Source organism: Acinetobacter sp. LipI_15, assembly GCF_058242865.1.
Window position 1 is genome coordinate 877,167 of the sequence record NZ_JBZAYN010000001.1, and the last position, 20,647, is coordinate 897,813.

The 20,647-nt window shown below is 42.3% G+C and carries 17 protein-coding genes; 10 read left to right on the plus strand and 7 right to left on the minus strand.

The features are described from left to right. Window positions 1-36: 36 nt before the first annotated feature. The 6 genes from adeK to sdsA all read right to left on the minus strand — a co-directional run bounded on the left by adeK (window position 37) and on the right by sdsA (window position 9,800). Entirely contained in the window at window positions 37-1,491 is a 1,455-nt protein-coding gene (gene adeK, locus AC4CU0_RS04225; protein ID WP_180021981.1) for a multidrug efflux RND transporter AdeIJK outer membrane channel subunit AdeK, read from the minus strand. Beyond that, complete coding sequence (locus tag AC4CU0_RS04230; RefSeq protein WP_490742533.1) at window positions 1,491-4,670, minus strand: efflux RND transporter permease subunit; 3,180 nt, start codon at window positions 4,668-4,670, stop codon at window positions 1,491-1,493. The genes adeK and AC4CU0_RS04230 overlap by 1 nt, the downstream gene beginning before the upstream one ends. 12 nt (window positions 4,671-4,682) lie before the next feature. Beyond that, complete coding sequence (locus tag AC4CU0_RS04235) at window positions 4,683-5,948, minus strand: efflux RND transporter periplasmic adaptor subunit (RefSeq protein WP_490742534.1); 1,266 nt, start codon at window positions 5,946-5,948, stop codon at window positions 4,683-4,685. Between the two features lie 42 nt (window positions 5,949-5,990). Beyond that, on the minus strand, window positions 5,991-6,587 hold the full coding sequence (locus AC4CU0_RS04240; protein WP_490742535.1) for a phosphatase PAP2 family protein: 597 nt from the start codon (window positions 6,585-6,587) through the stop codon (window positions 5,991-5,993). Between the two features lie 152 nt (window positions 6,588-6,739). Next, complete coding sequence (locus AC4CU0_RS04245) at window positions 6,740-8,791, minus strand: site-specific recombinase (protein ID WP_078192207.1); 2,052 nt, start codon at window positions 8,789-8,791, stop codon at window positions 6,740-6,742. Window positions 8,792-8,822: 31 nt separating this feature from the next. Next, window positions 8,823-9,800, minus strand: coding sequence for an All-trans-nonaprenyl-diphosphate synthase (gene sdsA, locus AC4CU0_RS04250; protein ID WP_490742536.1), 978 nt, complete (start codon window positions 9,798-9,800; stop codon window positions 8,823-8,825). Between the two features lie 460 nt (window positions 9,801-10,260). Between sdsA and rplU the strand changes: the two genes are divergently transcribed. The 10 genes from rplU (at window position 10,261) to AC4CU0_RS04300 (ending at window position 18,916) form a co-directional block, all read left to right on the plus strand. Then, window positions 10,261-10,572, plus strand: coding sequence for a 50S ribosomal protein L21 (gene rplU, locus AC4CU0_RS04255; protein WP_078191390.1), 312 nt, complete (start codon window positions 10,261-10,263; stop codon window positions 10,570-10,572). A gap of 19 nt (window positions 10,573-10,591) precedes the next feature. Then, a complete protein-coding gene (gene rpmA / locus AC4CU0_RS04260; RefSeq protein WP_067764378.1) occupies window positions 10,592-10,846 on the plus strand; it encodes a 50S ribosomal protein L27 in 255 nt (84 codons plus the stop codon). Between the two features lie 180 nt (window positions 10,847-11,026). Then, window positions 11,027-12,646: a collagen-like triple helix repeat-containing protein gene (locus AC4CU0_RS04265; RefSeq protein WP_490742537.1), complete on the plus strand. Its 1,620-nt coding sequence runs from the start codon at window positions 11,027-11,029 to the stop codon at window positions 12,644-12,646. Continuing rightward, window positions 12,628-12,705: a hypothetical protein gene (locus AC4CU0_RS04270; protein ID WP_472585258.1), complete on the plus strand. Its 78-nt coding sequence runs from the start codon at window positions 12,628-12,630 to the stop codon at window positions 12,703-12,705. The genes AC4CU0_RS04265 and AC4CU0_RS04270 overlap by 19 nt, the downstream gene beginning before the upstream one ends. 232 nt (window positions 12,706-12,937) lie before the next feature. Beyond that, a complete protein-coding gene (lolA, locus tag AC4CU0_RS04275; RefSeq protein WP_180011509.1) occupies window positions 12,938-13,633 on the plus strand; it encodes an outer membrane lipoprotein periplasmic chaperone LolA in 696 nt (231 codons plus the stop codon). 161 nt (window positions 13,634-13,794) lie between these two features. Beyond that, window positions 13,795-14,586 (plus strand): RsiV family protein, encoded by a 792-nt coding sequence (locus AC4CU0_RS04280; protein WP_180039534.1) that lies wholly within the window; start codon window positions 13,795-13,797, stop codon window positions 14,584-14,586. 117 nt (window positions 14,587-14,703) lie between these two features. Beyond that, window positions 14,704-15,975: a serine--tRNA ligase gene (serS, locus tag AC4CU0_RS04285; protein WP_180007573.1), complete on the plus strand. Its 1,272-nt coding sequence runs from the start codon at window positions 14,704-14,706 to the stop codon at window positions 15,973-15,975. Window positions 15,976-16,048: 73 nt separating this feature from the next. Beyond that, window positions 16,049-17,449 carry a siroheme synthase CysG gene (gene cysG / locus AC4CU0_RS04290; RefSeq protein WP_490742538.1) on the plus strand — a complete coding sequence of 467 codons (1,401 nt, stop codon included), beginning with the start codon at window positions 16,049-16,051 and terminating at the stop codon, window positions 17,447-17,449. A gap of 318 nt (window positions 17,450-17,767) precedes the next feature. Then, entirely contained in the window at window positions 17,768-18,247 is a 480-nt protein-coding gene (locus tag AC4CU0_RS04295) for a tRNA (cytidine(34)-2'-O)-methyltransferase (RefSeq protein ID WP_078192202.1), read from the plus strand. A gap of 168 nt (window positions 18,248-18,415) precedes the next feature. Further along, entirely contained in the window at window positions 18,416-18,916 is a 501-nt protein-coding gene (locus AC4CU0_RS04300) for a hypothetical protein (RefSeq protein ID WP_472584630.1), read from the plus strand. A gap of 92 nt (window positions 18,917-19,008) precedes the next feature. On the opposite strand, the gene AC4CU0_RS04305 is transcribed toward AC4CU0_RS04300, so the two are convergent. Continuing rightward, window positions 19,009-20,580, minus strand: a complete 1,572-nt coding sequence (locus tag AC4CU0_RS04305; RefSeq protein ID WP_490742539.1) for a PT dipeptide repeat lipoprotein — start codon at window positions 20,578-20,580, stop codon at window positions 19,009-19,011. Window positions 20,581-20,647 lie beyond the last annotated feature (67 nt).

Below are 20,647 nucleotides of genomic sequence, written 5' to 3' on the forward strand. Positions count from 1 at the left end.
GAGCTTTTCAAATATTACGGGCTAGGCTAACTCAAATTATTGTTTTGATGCAGCTTTACGCTCAGCAGTAGAAGGTTGGTATTGCACAGCATCAGAAGTGTTGGCTTTGATACCACCACCAAGTGTTTTATACAATTCAACTTGGTTGTTGAGATTTGCTTGTTCAAGCAACAACAAACCTTGCTCAGCTGCATAAGATGCACGCTGCGCATCCAGTACAGTTAAGTAGCTATCAATACCAGCACGGAAGCGAGCATTTGATAGTTTGTAAGTTGTATTGGTTGCATCAACTAAACGGCGCTGTGCTGCAATACGGTCACCAATGTTTTGGCGAACTGCAAGCGCATCATTCACTTCACGGAAAGCTGACTGAACTGATTTTTCATAATCAGACAATGCAATTTTCTGGTCAGTTTCAGAAACTTTAATATTGGCCTGACGTGTACCCCAGTCGAAGATTGGAATATCTAGGCTAGGGCCAGCAGACCATACAAAGTTGCCTGATTTAAATAGATCACCTAAGTCCGTTGAAGCATAACCCGCAGAACCTGTCAGGCTAATCGTAGGAAACAGACGTGCTTTAGCTGCACCAATGTTCGCACCAGCGGCAGACAGTTTGTATTCAGCTGCACGTACATCTGGACGGTTGTTCAACAAATCACTTGGAATACCTGAACCAATAGTATTGGTCGAAGTAATTCGATTGACACGTTGGTTCGGCAGCAAGTTCGCAGGTACTTGTTGACCCACTAATAGATTCAATAAATTTTGCGCTTGAGCAATTTGAGTTTTGTAGTTCGCAACATCATTACGTGCAGTTTCTACAGAAATTTGAGCCTGACGAACAGGAACTTCACTGTCAATACCGACATCAAAACGCTTTTTGTTCAGGTTGTAAGATTCAAGCTGAGCCTTTAAGGTTTGATCTGCAAGCTTCAAGTTTGAGTTAGCGTATGCATAGTTTAACCATGCTTGAGCCACTTGACCGATCAACGCAATTTGTGTTGCATCACGGGCACTTGCAGTTGCAAGGTAACTGTCTAAAGCATTGTCTTTTAAGCTACGTACACGACCCCAAAAATCAAGTTCATAGGCAGTGACACCTAAACCGACATTATAAGAGGTGATAGGCTTTTGCGTATTCAACGTGTCTTGACGAAGTACGCTACCACTGGCACCAATGGTTGGTAATTGACCATTGGCAGTGATTTGATACTGTTGTTGTGCACGTTCAATATTTAAAGCAGCCGTACGTAGGTCACGGTTATTGGCTAAAGCTAAGTCAAGAACTTGTACCAGACGTTGGTCAGCAAAGAAATCTTTATATCCTTGCTCAGCCACAGAAGTGCCAGAAGCACTTGCTGTGTAGCTTTCGGGGATATTGGTCTGAACAACCGGCTCTGGACCACGCATGCTTTGGCAGGCAGCCAAAGCAAGCGCAAGTGAAGAAACCGCAATGCTACGACCTGCAATAGACCATACATTTTGCATCACGATAAATGCTCCTGATTATTTTGTTGTTTTGGTTTGTACTTAAAGATACTTCGGATCCATACGTAGAACACAGGAATAAAGAAGATACCAAGTAGGGTAGAACTGATTACGCCACCCAATACACCATAACCTACAGACTGCTGACTACCTGCACCTGCACCCGAAGAAAGGGCAAGCGGAAGTACACCAAAACCAAAGGCTAAAGTGGTCATGATAATTGGACGTAGACGCATTTTAGCGGCATGCAAAGTTGCGTCAAACAGATCTTCACCTTTTTCTTGAAGTTCTTTGGCAAATTCTACGATCAAGATCGCATTCTTCGCGGACAAACCAATGACGGCAATAATAGCCACCTGGAAGTAAATGTTATTCGCCAAGTTTGGATTTTTGAAGAACACCATTCCAAGGAAAGTCAGTAATAACGCACCCAATACACCTAATGGTACAACCAGTAATACTGAGAACGGAATAGACCAGCTTTCATATAAGGCAGCAAGACATAGGAAGACGATTAACAATGAAAGTGCGTATAGGAATGGTGCTTGTGCGCCAGACTCACGTTCTTCTAGAGATAAACCTGTCCATTCATAGTCAAAGCCTTGAACGCCCATCGAAGGAAGTTTTTGTACAATTTCTTCCATCGCTTTCATCGCGTCGCCCGAACTTACACCCACACCCGGTGAACCTTGAATGTTCACAGATGCGATACCGTTATAACGTTCAAGACGTGGTGAACCATAAGTCCATTCGCCAGTAGCGAAGGTCGAGAATGGAACCATTGTGCCTTGGTTGTTACGAACATACCACTGGCTCAGGTCTTCAGGCATCATACGTGCCGCAGCTTCACCTTGTACATAGACTTTCTTCACACGACCACGGTCAACGAAGTCGTTGATGTAAGAACCACCCCATGCCATACCCATTGTGGTATTGATTTCAGCAATGCTGACACCCATAGCACCGGCTTGAGCTTGGTCAATCGTGATTTTGTACTGTGGCGTATCTTCTTGGCCGTTAGGACGAACACCCATGAGGCGTTTATCTTGAGCAGCCATACCGAGCACCATATTACGGGCATCGATAAGTTGTTGATGGGTTTGACCTGCAGAAGCTTTTAACTGCAAGTTGAAGCCGGCAGTTACACCCAATTCAGGCATTGCTGGTAATTGGATTGGCATGATGTATGAAGCATCCTTCACGATCATGTTCAATGCCATACCACGTTGAATAATCGCACCCACTTGAGATTCAGGTGATGTACGATCTTCCCAATCTTTTAACTTGACGAAAGCAAGACCTGCGTTTTGACCCACACCTGTGAACGAGAAGCCGGCAACACTGAATACAGAATCGACATATTTTTCTTCGTTTTTCAGGAAGTAATCGGTCATTGCAGTGACAGTTTTATCCGTACGCTCAAGTGAGGCATTCGGTGGTAACTGTACCAGTGTCATTACAACACCTTGGTCTTCTTCAGGTAAGAATGATGATGGTAACTTTTGGAATAAAAGCACTAATAAGCCGATTACAACTGCATAAATCACACCAGAGAAAATCTTGTGGTGTGTCATGAAGTTCACGCCGCCTTGGTATTTATGCGCAACTTTATCAAAAGAGCTGTTAAACCAACGGAAGAAACGGGCAAAGATATTGTTGCTTTCAGGTTTGTTTGGATCATGTTGTTTCAACATGGTCGCACATAGGGCAGGGGTAAAGGTCAATGCCACAATCAATGACAGAATCATTGCTGTTACCAGCGTGATTGAGAACTGACGATAAATTACACCTGTCGTACCACCGAAGAATGCCATCGGCACGAATACAGCGGTTAACACAGAGGTAATACCGATGAGGGCACCCGAGATCTGTTTCATTGAGATTTCAGTTGCAGTCACTGGGTCAAGATGATCTTCAACCATGACACGTTCAACGTTCTCTACGACAACAATCGCATCATCCACGAGGAGACCAATCGCCAGTACCATCGCGAACATGGTGAGTGTGTTGATCGAGAAACCAAACATGTTAATGACAGCAAAAGTACCCAATACCACTACAGGTACAGCCAATGTCGGAATAATCGTTGCGCGCCAGTTCTGTAAGAACAAGAACATCACAAAGAATACGAGAATCACGGCTTCTACAAGGGTATGTACAACACTTTCAATCGATAACTTAATGAATGGAGTCGTATCAAATGCGAGCGTGTCTTCTAAACCTTCAGGGTAGTTTGGACGTAGTTCTTTTAAACGTGCTTCAACAGCTTCGGCTGTATCTAATGCGTTTGCACCAGTTGCTAGTTTGATCGCTACACCACCAGCAGGTTTGTTGTTGAACTTAGAGTCGAACTGATAGTTGTCAGCACCTAATTCAACACGTGCAACATCACCTAAACGTACCTGAGCACCATCACTACTGTTACGCAGGAAAATGTTTTTAAACTGCTCTGGTGTTTGCAACAAACTTTGTGCTGTAACTGTCGCGTTCAGTACTTGACCTTCAGTTGCAGGCGCACCACCTAACTGACCAACAGCAACCTGAGCATTCTGTGTACGGATAGCCGCAGCCACATCACTCGGTGTAACTTTCAGGTTTGCCATTTTGGCTGGATCTAGCCAAATACGCATCGCATAAGAACCACCGAATACTTGGACTTCGCCTACACCTGCTACACGGCTGAGAGGTTCAGAAATATTCGAGTTTACATAGTCCTTAATGTCGTCTGCAGTCAACTTACCCGACGGTGAGTGGAATGCTACAACTTGTAGGAAGCTTGCGCCAGATTTGGTGACTTTTACACCTTGACGTTGTACGTCTTCAGGTAAAAGCGCTGTCGCAGACTGGAGTTTGTTTTGGACTTGAACTTGGGCGATATCGGGATCGATCCCTTGTTCAAAGTTCAATGTAATAGATGCCTGACCGTTACCCGCACTGTTTGACGAAATATAACGTAAGCCATCCAAACCATTCATTTGTTGTTCAATGATTTGGGTTACGGTGTTTTCAACCGTTTCTGCAGATGCACCAGGGTAAGTCGCAGAGATTGAAACCGTTGGCGGCGCAATGGTCGGATACTGTGCAATTGGCATATTTGATAGCGTGAGTACACCTGCTAGCATAATAACCAATGCAATCACCCATGCAAAAATGGGGCGATGAATAAAGAATTGAGCCATTCAGTCTACTCCTTATGCGTTTGAAGTAGCTTTTTGTTCAGTTTTAGGCGCTGCTTGTTCTGCGGCTTTAGCGTCTGGCTTTGCTGCAGCAGGTTGTTGAGCACCTTGAGGTGCAGCAGCCTGAGGTTGATACGGTTTGGCTACAACTTGTTGTTCTGGCTTAACTTTCGCAATACCGTCAACAATCACTTTATCGCCAGTGTTTAAGCCTTGAGTAACGATCCAATTCGAACCTTGCGTACCAACAGTGGTTACAGGACGAGATTCAACAGCACCTTTTGCATTCACAATCATTGCAATCGCTTGACCTGTAGGGGTACGCGTAATAGCAGCTTGTGGAATCAGGTAAGCATTTGGAATCACACCTTGAACGATGCGAGCATTGGCAAACATACCCGGAAGTAATAAATGATTCGGGTTAGAAAAAACAGCACGAAGTGTAACCGTACCTGTATCTGGGTTTACACTCGCATCAGAAAATGCAAGACGACCTTCAATTGGGTATTCGCTACCATCTTCAAGACGTAATTTCACTTTGGTGTTATTACTGCTGTCCAAGTTGCCTTGGCTTAATTGTTGACGTAAGCGAAGAAGTTCAGCACTTGATTGGTTAATGTCAACGTACATTGGATCAAGACGTTGAATTGTTACCAATGGATCAGCCTGAGATGCAGTAACTAATGCACCCGCTGTCACTGTAGAACGGTTGGTTTGACCTGAAATTGGTGCACGTACAGTTGAGTAACCTAAGTTAATTTCTGCATTTTTAAGTTCTGCCTGAGATGCAGCAACGTCTGCTTCAGCCAGTTTAACTTGAGCAACAATATCGTCGTATTCTTGTTTTGAAATCGCATTTGAGCCAACAAGCTGACGGTAGCGACCTTCTTTAACACGTAACACGCCTAAATTTGCTTGTTGACGTCTTAAAGCAGCACGAGCACTGTCAGCTGAAGCACGGTTTGTACGCGAGTCTATCTCGTACAAGGCTTGTCCTTCGCGAACATAACTGCCTTCTGCAAATAGACGTTTCAGTACTACACCACTGGTTTGTGGACGTACTTCTGAAATTTCATAGGCAGATGTACGGCCGGAAAGTTCAACAGATTGTTCAACGCTTTGCGGTTGGGCAACAATAACACCGACTTCAGTTGGTGGCATTTGCTGTGCAGCAGCAGCTTGCTGTGCATTTTTAGGATCTTTGCTACAACCAACAAGTGCAATACTTGTTGCCAATGCGCAAGCAGTCAGGGCAGGAGCCCAAAGCTTTGCAGACATCATTGTTCCACCTCAATTAGATATTTATCTAAATTATTCATTTGTTTACGCTTTACTGATTTTGATGTAACTCAAATAAAGTAGCGCGATCCAAATAAAACTTATGCTCCAACCGGATAAGACATCTGTCGGAAAATGAACCCCAACATATACTCGCGAAACACCCATACACAGCATCCATAACAATGCCAAAATGGTGATCAAGCGATGTTGAGCATGTTGTCGGAAAATCAAGATCATCAGACACGCAAGCGATGCAGCATAACAACTATGCGCGCTTGGAAATGAACTCCCGTAAGATGCTACAAGATGGTACATTTCTGGGGGACGTGGTCTGGTAAACGTAAATTTAAGCAACCATGCAAGGCCGATACTTCCAAAGATCCCTATACTGATAAAAACAATCTCTGTGTATTTTTTATACCACGCAAATTGTAAACACCATAGCGTGGTGAAAAATAATACAAAAGGCATGCCCCCTAGCGCCGAAAGTCCGATGGCAATTTGATTAAAAACAGCAATACGGTGCTGACTCATCCATTCTACGATACTTAAATCTAATAGATTTAAATAGCTAGAATAAAGTGACAACACACTGATAATTAATGCAAAAAAACCAACAAACAGTAGCGTTCGTGGCATATTTTATTCCTTGTCATTTTAACCGGTTCGAGCTCGGTTAATTAATGGACTAAAGTGTACTCATCAGTACACTTTATTTCAAGTATGTGTAAATCATACTGATTTTATTTTTTGTGTTCATTTACATCTTACTAAAATAAAACACAAATCTGCTAATGATTGTTCTTGCTGGCTTGTGTGCCATCTTCAACTTCAAGTGGGGTTTTCGGTGGCCAGAAAAAGTCACTTGGTCGCGTTAGAAAATGAGTCATCACCAATTTAGCCAGTGGTTTCCATTGTTCAAATCTTACGCGACGTGCCCGTAGTGCCACAATAATGGTTAACGTGAAACTGACGAATAAGTTAGTCAGACCAATCAGAATAACTCCTAAGAATGACACAATGATTAAGCCAATGTCTGGTGAACCATTAATATTGATGAGGCCTTGAATGAAGTTGGCCGAGGCGAAGGCAATATGGCGAATATCTAAAGGTAAACCAAAAATAAATCCAATCGTTCCCATACTGCCCAGCATGATCCCAAATAAGAAGTTACCTGCCAAAGCACCTAAGTTTCGCTCAATGTAAGCGGCAAGCTTATCCAGTCTCTCTTGACCCATGATGCGTTTTAACTTTGGATGTGCTTGAATCCGTGGTCCAACTTTGCGATAGATCGCCATGTTGTCAAAGTACCCAGCAAGCAAACCTGATAAAAACAAACATACCCCAGCTATCGCAGCATGTGGCACAGCCAGTGAGGTAAATGGATTGAGGTCGTGTAAGGTTTTAGCTGCTTTTGCATGATTCATTAATGGCTCATGTAAAGCCATGTCCCAACTTAATGCGATCAATGCTGCAACAGGAATCGCAATACTGATGTTGCCTAAGATTGCAATAAACTGGGTTCGAATGATGTTAATAATTAGCGCGGCAAGCTCGGCAATCTGCGCCATTTTCGAGCCTTTACGATGCTGAACCGTCGAGGCAAGGGCGGCAGCTGTCATCGCAGGCTGTTTAGTGGCAACAGTAAAATGTAAGACATGAATCAGCATAAAGCCGAAAGAGTAATTCAGACTATATGAAATGGCTTGCATGAGCGGTGCCATGCTGACACGGGCCATCAGCACTTTTAAAGTTGCCATACATGCAATGATCACACCGGCACCTGCCGCAGATCGATACATGCTCATAAAGCCTTGTTTGTCCGTACTTACATAGTGTTCGCCAGTTTTACTTGCGTTTTCGGTGACTTGTAGGGCAACCAATTCACTATTGGTGGCGAGCAAATCGCGCACACTGCGCTCGCTATAAATCGCTGACGTCACATCACTGAGTAAACTACCCATAGACACATAGCGGACATCATCTTCTTCAACAATCAGGTTGAGTAAGATTTCTAAGCGATCTAAACATTGTTCTAAAAGCGACAATAAGTAAGTCAGGCTGACACTTACACCAATTCGTTTGGTCGCACGCCGAATTTTCAGCACCACATCACGACATTGTTCCAGCATTACCAACGCTTGAGAAGCATCTGGCGGTAGCACAGCACTCATTTCTTCAGCACTTTGATGGAGCTTTTTATACTGCTGAATAAAATCATTTATTTCACGGTTTTGCACCAAAAAAGGTGATTCATATTCGGTCAGTTCAGGCTGTGCATTAATAAATTCAGGATATAAGCCAATACCACTTACCCGATAGGACAAAACGGTAATGGCTTTAATTAACTCACGGCGAATTTTCTTTTTTTCTTCCTGATTGCTATGACCTTGATTAAATAGTCGAAAGAGCTGCATCCATTGCTGATCATCAATACTGTCCAGCCAATATTTGTCGCTATGACGATAAAAAACTCGACGGACTAAATCTTGTAATTGAGTTTCGTCATTGATCAGAGGAAGAAAATGTGCGCCAAGCCGTTGGAACAGTTGTCCCCAAAAACCATCGAGAGACAAAATACCCGTGTCCGCATATAAACTGGTTTGTTTATATCGGCTAATGAGCTTTAGGACAAAACTTTGCAGGGTAGAGGCTGCATCTGGCGTGATGAGTAAAGCTTGGATGAAAGCCTGAAATTTTTTCTTAATTTCGTCGGTATTTTTTGTATCTTCTGGTCGAATTCGGTTGACCAATTCGATCAGCAAGTTTTCATCCAGCACAGCCCGAGGGGTATCGAGCTGTTGCTGCATGGTCAAAAAGATATCATTGAGTTTTATATGCATAGGCAAGGGGAATTACGATGAATATTGTTAATTATTGAATTCGGTGTAATGCCAAGTTTGCGAGGTTGATTAAAGCTTGACGATATTCAGTATCTGGTAGCGCTGCTAAAGCGGCTAGTGCTGCCTCAGTTTCTTCAGTCGCTCGTTGGCTACAATAATCAAGTGCCCCAGAGCTTTGTACAATCTGAATAACACGCTCTAAATCTGCCGTACCACCTGTGGCAATACTGCGGCGAATAATGTCATGTTCTTCGCCAGTGGTATTCTTTAAGGCAGAGATTAAAGGTAAAGTTGGTTTACCTTCCATCAAATCATCACCAATATTTTTACCTAATGTTTCAGCATCTGAGGTGTAATCTAAAATATCGTCAATAATTTGAAAGGCATTTCCAAAGTGTCCGGCAAATTTTCTAAGCGGTTCACGGTACTCTTGTGTACCTGTCAAAATCGCTGCACCTTCGGTAGCGAGCTCAAATAAACGTGATGTTTTGCCGTGAATAATATCTAAGTAGGTCTGTTCCGTGGTTTCTGGTTGATGCTGTGATTGAAGTTGTAAAACTTCACCTTCAGCAATTTCACAGGTACCCGTTGAAAAGTCTTTGAGTAATACTTTGCTGTCTAGATCCACCAATAAATCAAAAGCGCGAGAAATCAAAAAATCACCCACAAGTACGGCAGTTTGATTATTCCATGTCGCATTTGCTGTTGGGCGGCCACGGCGTAAACCCGATTCATCGACTACGTCGTCATGTACCAAGGTCGCGGTATGCAGCATTTCAATAATTGCTGCAAGTTTACGGTGTTTTTCTAAATCTTCTGCGCCACATGCCTTTGCTGCAAGTAAGCACATAATGGGACGCATGCGTTTACCGCCTGCTTCAACCACATGTTTACTGACTGCCATGACCAAGGCAACTTTAGACGTGATCCCTTCATTAATAAATTTGTCCATCGCAGCAAAGTCAATAGCAACAGGCGCGAGAATATCTTGCTTAAAGTCGATGGTCATATGAAGAGAAACCTCAATAATTTTTGAATTACAGACGTAGTGTAGCAATTTGTTATATGAATAACAGATAAGAACTTACTCAATTGACTTAATCTTAAGTGATTTTTTTCATCAAGCGGAAGTATTGTACTTATTTTTTAACAGACTTTTATCTTTAGCATGTTGTTTGAACAGCATGTTGTTGATGTCAGTCCAGAGTATATTAGCGAATCGTTGCTAAAAATCTATGTCAAACCTTGCAAAAAAACATGGTAAGTGAAATAGATCACTCATTTTAATACTTTTAATGACACTGTTTATATAATAAACGCATACTCATCTAATATTTTACGGAAATGACTTGTTGTTTTTCGGGTTATCCCTTAAAATCTTTGCCTTTGCGAAACCCCAGTGACGATCGTTTTAAGATCGGTATATCCCTTTACCGGCACGACAACACGGGCATGTTTGGAGTACTTAAATGTACGCAGTAATCCAAAGCGGTGGTAAACAACACCGTGTAGTTGAGGGTGAAACCCTTAAAGTAGAATTATTGAAAGCTGAAACTGGCTCAACTGTTACTTTTGATGACGTGTTGATGCTTGTTAACGGTGACAGCATTCAAATTGGTGCACCAGTAGTAGCTGGCGCTAAAGTAACTGCTGAAGTAGTTAGCCATGGTCGTCACGACAAAATCCGCATCATCAAAATGCGTCGTCGTAAACACTATCGTAAACAACAAGGTCACCGTCAATGGTTCACTGAGTTGAAAATTACAGCTATTTCAGGCTAATTACGAGGAGTAAATAGACATGGCAACTAAAAAAGCCGGTGGTTCGACTAAAAACGGTCGTGACTCGAACCCAAAAATGTTGGGTGTTAAAATCTACGGCGGTCAATCTGTGACTGCTGGTAACATCATCGTTCGTCAACGTGGTACTGAATTCCACGCTGGTGTAAATGTAGGTATGGGCCGTGACCATACTTTATTTGCAACTGCTGACGGCGTTGTGAAATTCGAAGTGAAAGGCCAATTCGGTCGTCGCTACGTATCTGTTGAAGCGTAAGCTTTAATAAAAAAAAACCCGCATTTTTTGCGGGTTTTTTTTCGTCTGAATAAAATATAAGGTATTTTTTAGATTGTCACAAACAATGTATAAATCAATAAATTACCATAAATAGTGATTTAAATCACAAAATATAAAGAGCGTAATAGAGGAGCATAAATACAAAAAAAGGATAAGGACATGAATAAAATCTTGAATACAGTTTTTATCAATGCTGACTATCAGAAAAGGAATTGTCCTGATAAAAGCCAACAAATTGCATTTGAAAAGACATTAGGACTTGGTGAAACAACTTCAATCGCTATTAAAGCTGTACCAAAATTACTTGCTGTGAGTATTTTACTTTCTCTAGGTTCAATTACATGGGCTGGTGGGAGTGGCTCGTCATATCCTGAGCATAAATGTAATCGTTGCAATAGTGGTATTCCTGGGCCAGTAGGGCCAATGGGACCTCAAGGTCCTGCTGGTGAGACAGGAGCAACAGGTGCACAGGGTGAGACTGGAGCTAAAGGTGACAAAGGCGATACTGGAGCAGTAGGTGCTACAGGTGCGACCGGGGCTAAGGGTGACAAAGGCGATACTGGTGCAACTGGAGCTAAAGGTGATACTGGCGCAGTAGGTGCTACAGGTGCTACAGGTGCAACCGGAGCTAAGGGTGACAAAGGTGATACTGGAGCAACAGGCGCTACAGGTGCAACCGGAGCTAAAGGTGACAAAGGTGATACTGGAGCAGTAGGTGCTACAGGTGCGACCGGGGCTAAGGGTGACAAAGGCGATACTGGTGCAACGGGAGCTACAGGTGCAACCGGAGCTAAAGGTGATACAGGCGCTACAGGTGCAACTGGTAAAGATGGACTCAATGGCCGAGACGGAATCGATGGTAAGGATGGTTTGAACGGTCTGAATGGAAGCAATGGTCTAGATGGTGCAAGTGCTTATCAAGTTGCGGTGAGCAATGGTTATGAAGGCAATGAAGACCAATGGTTAGAAAGTCTACGTGGTGCAGTTGGCGCACAAGGGCTAACAGGTGAAAATGGTTTCAGTGCATATGAACTTGCGATAAAAAATGGATTTGTCGGTACTGAAGTGGACTGGTTATTGAGCTTAAAAGGAACAGATCCGTACATTAAAATCCAATCAAATGTTGCCAATACAGCACCTAAACCAACTGCGAATGGACAAGATGCGATTGCAGTCGGTGCCGGTAATAAAGCTGATGGTAATCAGTCTATTGCCCTCGGTGTAAACAATACCGTCAATGGTGATGGCTCTGGTGCAGTAGGTTCAAATAATACAGTCACAGGTAATAATACCTATGTGATTGGTAACAATATCAATACATCGGCAAATAATGCTGTTGTACTAGGCAATGGTTCAAGCTCTAATCGCAATAATACGGTTTCTGTTGGCTCGGCTGGTGCAGAGCGGCAAATTATTCATGTGGCAGCTGGTACGGCAGACACCGATGCGGTGAATGTGAAACAAATGCGTCAAGCAGATCTAGAAGTGCTAAATAGTTCAAAAGCATATACAGATCAGCATGGGGCAAATGTACTCAATCAAGCCAATAGTTATACCAACCAACGTGTGAATGAATTGAACCATAATTTCGATAAATTTAAAGATAATGTTTATGGTGCTGTTGCTTCAAGCATTGCAATCGCTTCCTTACCACAACCCACAGATGCAGGTTACAACATGTTCAGTGCAGGTATGGGGACTTGGACGGTGAGCAAGGCTATGCACTTGGCTTCAGTGGTGTCACTGAAAACAAAAAATATGTGTATAAAATTGGGGTAACCAGCAACTCTGAAAGTGACTTTGGTGCAGGAGCTGCTATTGGGTGGCAATGGAAATAACTGAAAATTGGAATGTTGAAATTGCTAAATCATGGTTTAATTATTTGAAAGGCATTTGAGTCAAATCAAGTGCCTTTTTACTTTATATTTCTCCATCATGATGAATAAAAAACAGCAATTTGCATTAATAACCATACAAAACTTCTTATTTTCTCTAAATTTAGTCAATGAAAGTGGTTTAAGATGGAGTCATCTAACAAATTGCGTTGATGCAAATATAAAAGGTGAATCTATGAAAATGCTTCGTAAAACCATCTGTGCTATGGCATTAGGTGCAGCGACACTGGCACCGGTTATGAGTACGACAGTATTCGCGGCACCAGTTGCAGCGTCGGAGCAGCAGGCAACTGCCAATTTGGTGAAACAATTATCGGGTATTAAAAGTTTTACAGCTAACTTTCAGCAAACTACAAAAGTGACCAACCCGAAAGCCACTCAAAAGAAAGGTTTAAGTGCGCAGCATATGAACCAGACTTTTACTGGGGTCATGAAAGTTCAGCGTCCAGGTAAATTCTATTGGGAAACAACCAGCCCATCTAAGCAAACCATTGCGACTACAGGTAAAACAGTTTGGATCTATGACCCAGACCTACAACAAGCAGTACGCCAAAGCTTAGATGACCAAGTTGCGAATACGCCTGCATTATTATTGTCGGGTAATACGGCTCAAATCATGAAGTCTTATCGTATTACACAGCCAAATAAGACAAAAACTTATTACACCTTATATCCAAAAAGTGATGATGGCGTATTTCAAAGCTTAACCATTAGTTTTGGTGCGAAAAATGCACCAACCTTAATGATTCTCCAAGACTCATTAGGTCAAACAACAAATGTACGTTTCAATAATGTGAAGGTGAATGCGTCTATTCCAGCGTCAACCTTTAACTTTGTACCTCCAAAAGGTACGGACATTATTGATCAATAATTCTCATGAACGAAAAAAAGCAGACATCGGTCTGCTTTTTTTATGGAGAAATGTAAAGCAAGCAAGCTGAATTTAAGTGAAATTTAGTAGTATGCTGATATTCGCAGGTTGCTTAAATGAAGTGACTTGTGGTTTTGACTGTTGCTATAGGGAATTTTGGGATGAAAAAAAATCATATGAATAATATAGCTTGGGCTGTTTCAGCTGTGGTTTTAATTGGGTCATTAACGGCCTGTCATCCTCGAAATGAACCTGTTGAAGGTGCAACGACGGAACAGAAGCCAGCGGTCGTCGCTGATGCGATTCCACTTATTCAATCGAAATCTGTTGCGATGCAATTGCCGAAAGCACAAGCTTGCGATGCGGAAGGTTGTACCCAATATACGATTCAAACGGTTGAAACCAATGTTGATTGGATTAATCAATATTTTACTGACCGAATTAAAAAGGCAGATCCGATTGCATTTTCAACTGAGCCGAATCAAAAAATTGATTTATCGGACAAGACGGATGCAGGCCTAAGTCAAAGTACCACTTCTGTTCGATATATTAGTCAGTGGGGACATATCGCAACTTTTGCAATCGAAAGCTATACCTACGCAGCGCATGCGGCTCATGGCATGTCGCATGTTGAATATGTCAATTTTGATTTAAAAGCCAAAAAACGTTTGGCTTTACAAGATGTCTTGGTCAAAGGTGCAGACGCGAAAGTGATTAGCGCACTTTTTGATGCCAACTATATGTGGTTGGATAGTCACGATATTGAACGTTCAAAACTACAGTTAAGCGATAATTTTTATTATGGCGCGAACGGGATCGTATTTGCTTATCCATTGTATGAATTGGCGAGCTACGCAGAGGGCATGCCTGAGCTAAAACTTCCATATTTTATGGCTAAAGGGCTATTTAAACCTGAATATTTACCAAGTTTGCCAAATTACGAAACCAAATAAGACAATTTGAAGCAAGATTATTGGTCTAATAAGGGGCACCTGTAAGCTCGGTCACTGTATTTTTAAGTGTTAAGAGCTTACACTATAGCCAGTTTTTTTCTTTACTTAAGATTGGCTATGATCGACCCGAAATTACTCAGAAATAATATTGAGGCTGTAAACTTAGCCTTAGCAAAACGTGGTGTTCAACTTAACGTAGCAGAGTGGGCAGACCTTGAAGCTCGCCGTAAGGAAATTCAGTCTAAAACTGAGTCGTTACAAGCTGAACGTAATGCTGGTGCAAAACAAGTTGGTCAAATTAAAAAAGCTGGCGGTGATGCATCTGAAATCATGGCACGTATGTCTGCTATTGGTGATGAAATTAAAGCCGCAGAAGTTGCACTTTCTGAGCTTCAGGCTGAACTTGAAGCCAAATCTTTATCGATTCCAAATTTACCTCATGAGTCTGTGCCAGAAGGCAAAGACGAAAATGACAATGTTGAAGTTCTAAAGTGGGGTACACCACGTCAGTTTGATTTTGAGATCAAAGACCATACTGACTTGGGTGAAATGATGGGCGGTTTAGAATTTGAAACCGCAACCAAATTGACAGGTACTCGTTTTAGCGTACTCAAAGGCCCATTGGCGCGTTTACAGCGTGCAATTACCCAATTTATGTTAAATACACATACCTTGGAAAATGGCTATACAGAAGCGTATGTACCTTATTTGGTTAATGCAGACTCTTTACGTGGTACAGGCCAATTGCCTAAATTTGAAGAGGATTTATTCAAACTTCAAGGCGAAAAAGAATACTACCTGATCCCGACTGCAGAAGTGCCTGTAACCAACTTCGTGCGTGATGAAATCATTGACCCAGAACGTCTACCTTTAAAATATGCAGCACATACGCCATGTTTCCGTAGCGAAGCGGGTTCGTATGGCCGTGATACACGTGGTTTGATCCGTCAACACCAATTTGACAAAGTAGAAATGGTTCAGATTGTAAAACCTGAAACTTCGATGGATGCTTTGGAAGAATTAACGGGTCATGCCGAAGGTATTCTTCAAGCATTAGGCTTACCATACCGTAAAGTCGTTCTGTGTGGCGGAGACATGGGCTTTGGTGCAATCAAAACTTATGATTTAGAAGTTTGGGTGCCAAGTCAAAATACCTACCGTGAAATTTCATCTTGCTCATGCATGGGTGACTTCCAAGCACGCCGTATGAAAGCGCGTTACCGTGCTGACCAAAAGAAAACTGAGTTTGTACACACGCTGAATGGTTCAGGTTTGGCAGTTGGTCGTACTTTACTTGCCGTGATGGAAAACTATCAACGTGCAGACGGTTCAATTGAAATTCCAGCAGTACTTCGTCCATATATGGGCGGTGCTGAATTTATCGATTAATAGTTGATAAAGTGCATACATTTGTGCACAAAAATTGCTTAAGACAATCAGATTTAAACTATTGAGGTCGTGTGTGGATATCTTTCCAATCTCTTTGAAGTTGCAGCAGCAACCTTGTCTGATTGTTGGTGGTGGTCGAATTGCATATAGAAAGGCTGTGCTGCTTGCAAAAGCGGGCGCTCAGCTGACAGTTTGCTCACCCGAAATTGAAGATGATTTATTGACCTTGGTTAATAAAACCCAAGGTCAATATCTCAACTCGATTTATCACGAATCGGTTTATCAAGAAAATGCCATTGCGCTGCGTCAGTTTCGTTTAGTGATTGCAGCAACCAATGACAAAGCGGTCAATCAGGCGGTTTTTGAAGCCTGCGAAGCTGAAAATGTCTTGGTCAATAGTGTTGATGATCCGCCGCATTGCCGTTTTATGGTTCCTGCGATAATTGACCGTTCTCCGCTGGTCATCTCTGTTGCATCTAATGGCACATCGCCAGTACTCTCGCGCCAAATACGCACCCAGTTAGAAAGCTCGATTCCGCATGGCATGGGCAAACTGGCTGAGTTCTCAGGCCAATGGCGCGCAGCCGTTAAAGCCAAAATCGTCAATCCAGATGAACGCCGTATTTTTTGGGAAGACTTGTATGCAAGCCCGCTCAAAGAGCAGGTATTCAATGACAATTTGACTGAAGCCAATCGTTTGATTGAACAGGCCATATTGGAATGGAAACAGCCGAAAGGCGAGGTGTATTTGGTGGGTGCAGGGCCGGGTGATCCTGAACTGCTGACCTTAAAAGCCCTGCGTTTAATGCAGCAAGCGGATGTGGTGATCTATGACCGTTTGGTTTCTCAGCCGATTATGGACCTCTGCCGCCGTGACGCTGAAAAAATTTACGTAGGTAAAGCACGATCTAATCATGCTGTTCCGCAAGAAGGCATCAATGCCTTGCTGGTGAAATATGCAAGTGAAGGCAAACGTGTCTGCCGTTTAAAAGGCGGAGATCCATTCATCTTTGGCCGCGGCGGTGAAGAAATTCAGGAACTTTTTGCGGCAGGCGTTGCCTTCCAAGTCGTTCCAGGGATTACTGCTGCATCTGGTTGTTCGGCTTATGCAGGGATTCCTTTAACGCATCGTGATTATGCGCAAAGTGTACGCTTCCTGACAGGCCATCTGAAAGAAGGTTCGCCTGAGCTACCTTGGAATGAGTTGGTTTATCAAAATCAAACGCTTGTGCTGTATATGGGCTTGGTCGGTCTAGAAAAAATTTGTGAGAAACTCATCGCGCATGGGCAGCGTTCAGACATGCCTGTCGCATTGGTTTCTAAAGGGACGACACCTGAACAAAAAGTCGTGGTTGGGACATTGGCAGATATTGCATCTAAAGTCAGTGAATACCAAATTCAGGCGCCTACATTGACCATTATTGGTGATGTGGTGAGTCTGCGTGAACAACTTCAATGGCATGAGCGAGGGTAAGCAACGCAACGCGTTGCCCGAGCGCAAGGCGAAGGCTATGCCTGAGCAAAGAGGATAAGCAGGCTGCTGAATTGTCCACATGCAAGACGAAGGCTATGCCTGAGCAAAGAGGATAAGCAAGTTCTGGTATTGTCCAATTGCAATGCGCAAGCTAAGCAAAGAGGATAAACAAGTTCTGGTATTATCCAATTGCAATGCGAAAGCTAAGCAAAGAGGATAAACAAGCGCTTGTTGTACCATCTAAACTTATGCTACAGCTATAGAAACTATAGCCTGAGCTTTAAGCCATTATTTAACTAAAGAGTAGAGAAAAAAACTGTGATCCATGTTGTTTTATACGAGCCAGAAATTCCTGCAAATACAGGGAATATCATTCGTTTATGTGCCAATACTGGAGCGCAGTTGCATTTGGTCAAACCATTAGGTTTTGAGCTAGATGATAAAAAACTTCGCCGCGCTGGTTTGGATTATCATGAATGGGCACACATGAAAGTGTGGGAAAACTTTGAAGAATGCCTTGCTGGCTTAAAAGCACAAGGTATTGAGATGGATGCCATTTATCCATTAACCACCAAAGGTTTTGAAACACCGCATACCTCTGATTTAAACCGTCCTGTAGCATTGTTAATGGGGCCAGAAACACGTGGTTTGCCGGAAGATGTCCGTATGATGTTTCCGAAAGAACATTGGATTCGCCTGCCGATGGCACCAAATTCACGCAGTTTAAACTTGTCTAATGCTACTGCTGTGATTTTATATGAAGCTTGGCGTCAGCAAGACTTTAAAGAATTGGTCTAAGTGTGATCTGTTCAAAAAGCCGCTCTATCGAGCGGTTTTTTATTGGGAGTGAACACAGTGAACCATTTACAGCAATGAAGTTTTGTAAAATACGGGCTTAAAAACTTCAGCATCAATATAAAAATGTGTATAAGAACACTGTGAAGAAATAAAACGGGTACTTAAAACTTGAAATCTATAAATTTAAAAGCTTTTGGTGTCGTGATTGCGACCGGATTCATTTCATCAATGAGTTGGGCTAATCCAACCGTATCGACCACAACGGAACAGACACCAGTCACCGTCACTGCAACTACAGAAAATGTTCCAGTTGTACCAAAGGTTGAGGTGATTAAGCCTTTTACTAAGGCTGAAGTACAGCAGGGCATGCTGGAAATGCAGCAAAGACAAAATCAGCGTATTGAGGAATGGGGAAAAACACTAAAAGCCGACGATTTTGAGCGTTCTTGGTATGGTGGTCGCCAATTGAAAAAAGCCAAGCGTCAGGAAGTATGTGGACTATATCAAGGCTTAGTCAATGAAACATACAGCTTGGCTCAAAAAAATAAAGCGCGTCTTAGCGTTGCTGATCAACAGCTAGTAGCAGATCGAAATCAATTTATTCAAAGTTTGGGATATGAAAAAAATATCGTTGATACCAAGATGGGTTTTAATTGCCGCTTAAAATAAGTGGTTTTTATCACTGCTTTGATTTATGTGAATGATCCATGTCCTTGATGCAAAAAATAAAGGACATGGAAAAGCTCGAGATACCTCGTGAATTAATCAATTAAATTAAAGTCACTCAGTTCTGTTTGTAGATGTTTTGGATTATTTGCAAATAGTAGTTGACCACTGGTGTATAACCAACCCAATTGACCTTGCTGCTGAAGACGTTTCAGTAAGACGTCGTTAAACGTCGATGTTGCAAAGACAGTTTCACTAAAGACTTTAAATTCGCCGATATTGGTATTTTCACTGTCTTTCATAAACAGCATGCCATTTTTGGTGGTTGAACTCATATCTAAAGATCGACTAACTAAGCGATACCCTTCTTTTGCTTGCTCATCAATCATTGTCTGCAATTTCAGAGTACGTTCTAAACTATTGCTACCGGTTGGATAGGTTTTATGGCGATAACTGTAAGTGCCATGATGTGTACTGCTATTGATACAGGTTGCAACTTTAGGACTATTTTGTTTGCCGTTCAGAACTTCAGGTCGTAAACCTGTGAAATAGCTTTTGAACTGAATAATACGGCAGCCTTGAGAACCTAATGTATTGAGCATGGTTTCCAGTTGCACTGGGTCAACGAGTGGGGAAACATAGCCGCTGTCATAGGTGTATGTCGCGGTATCATTTTCCTTTTTAATGAAATAATCTTTGAAATTCATGGCATTGGTTGGTCTGACACTATGTAGGTATTGATAACCTGATTTGCCTTTTTCATTTAACTGATTACGCCATGTAAAATAAATGTCAGAGGTAGAGGGTGCTGTACGGTCTGCCACAATATGATTGAAACGCGTATTTTCATTAGCAAGTTTCATGTAGCTATTAACATTACCATTGTCCAGGGTCTTAGTATCATAGCCAATTAATTTATAACCATTTTGTCCCATCGCATTGAGCTGAGCCAAGAAGTTCACAGTGTTAGTCGTATTAATAAAGCTCTCAGACTTAAAGTCTGCAGTTGTGATTTTGGCTTTCGGTTTTAAATTGGTGAAGAATTCATTGGTATTTTTTGTATAGCAGCGGCTGTCCTTGAGTGGATCTTTAATTAGACCACGCTCCATGATGATATAGCTTGGATTTGAAATCGTCGCATTAATCACACAAAAAGAATTACTATTTAAAAAAGTCAGGACACGGTTGCTGGTTGTTCCATCTCTGACTGGTTGAAACTTAATGGCATGATATTCAAAGTTATTTAGAGCTGCAGCAGGTTGGATATCACTGATTACCATGTCATGCAGTAATTGATAACGTTTGGAAATAAATTCACCGCTGCAGGTTTTGCTTGAACTATTGTGTTCAGCATATTTTAGTTCTTCGTTCAGTGAACTGACTGAATTTTCACTGGTTTTATGAATGGAAATTTGTGGTAAATCACAATTACTATTACCGAGAGCAGAGTTTCCTTGAATCCACTCTCCTGTGAATTTATCCGCTACAGTTGTTGGCGTTGGCGTTGGTGTTGGTGTTGGTGTTGGTGTCGGTGTTGGTGTCGGTGTTGGTGTCGGTGTCGGTGTCGGTGTCGGCGTTGGTGATGGGCCATCATTATTGGAGCCGCCACAGCCGACCAAAGTACTAAATACAGCAGCGATAATGCTGATTTTGTGATTCTTATTCATGACGAGTGCTCAATAGAGTGAAGTTGTTATGTACGGCTGATGCAGTTGTATAAATTTTTAAAATCAA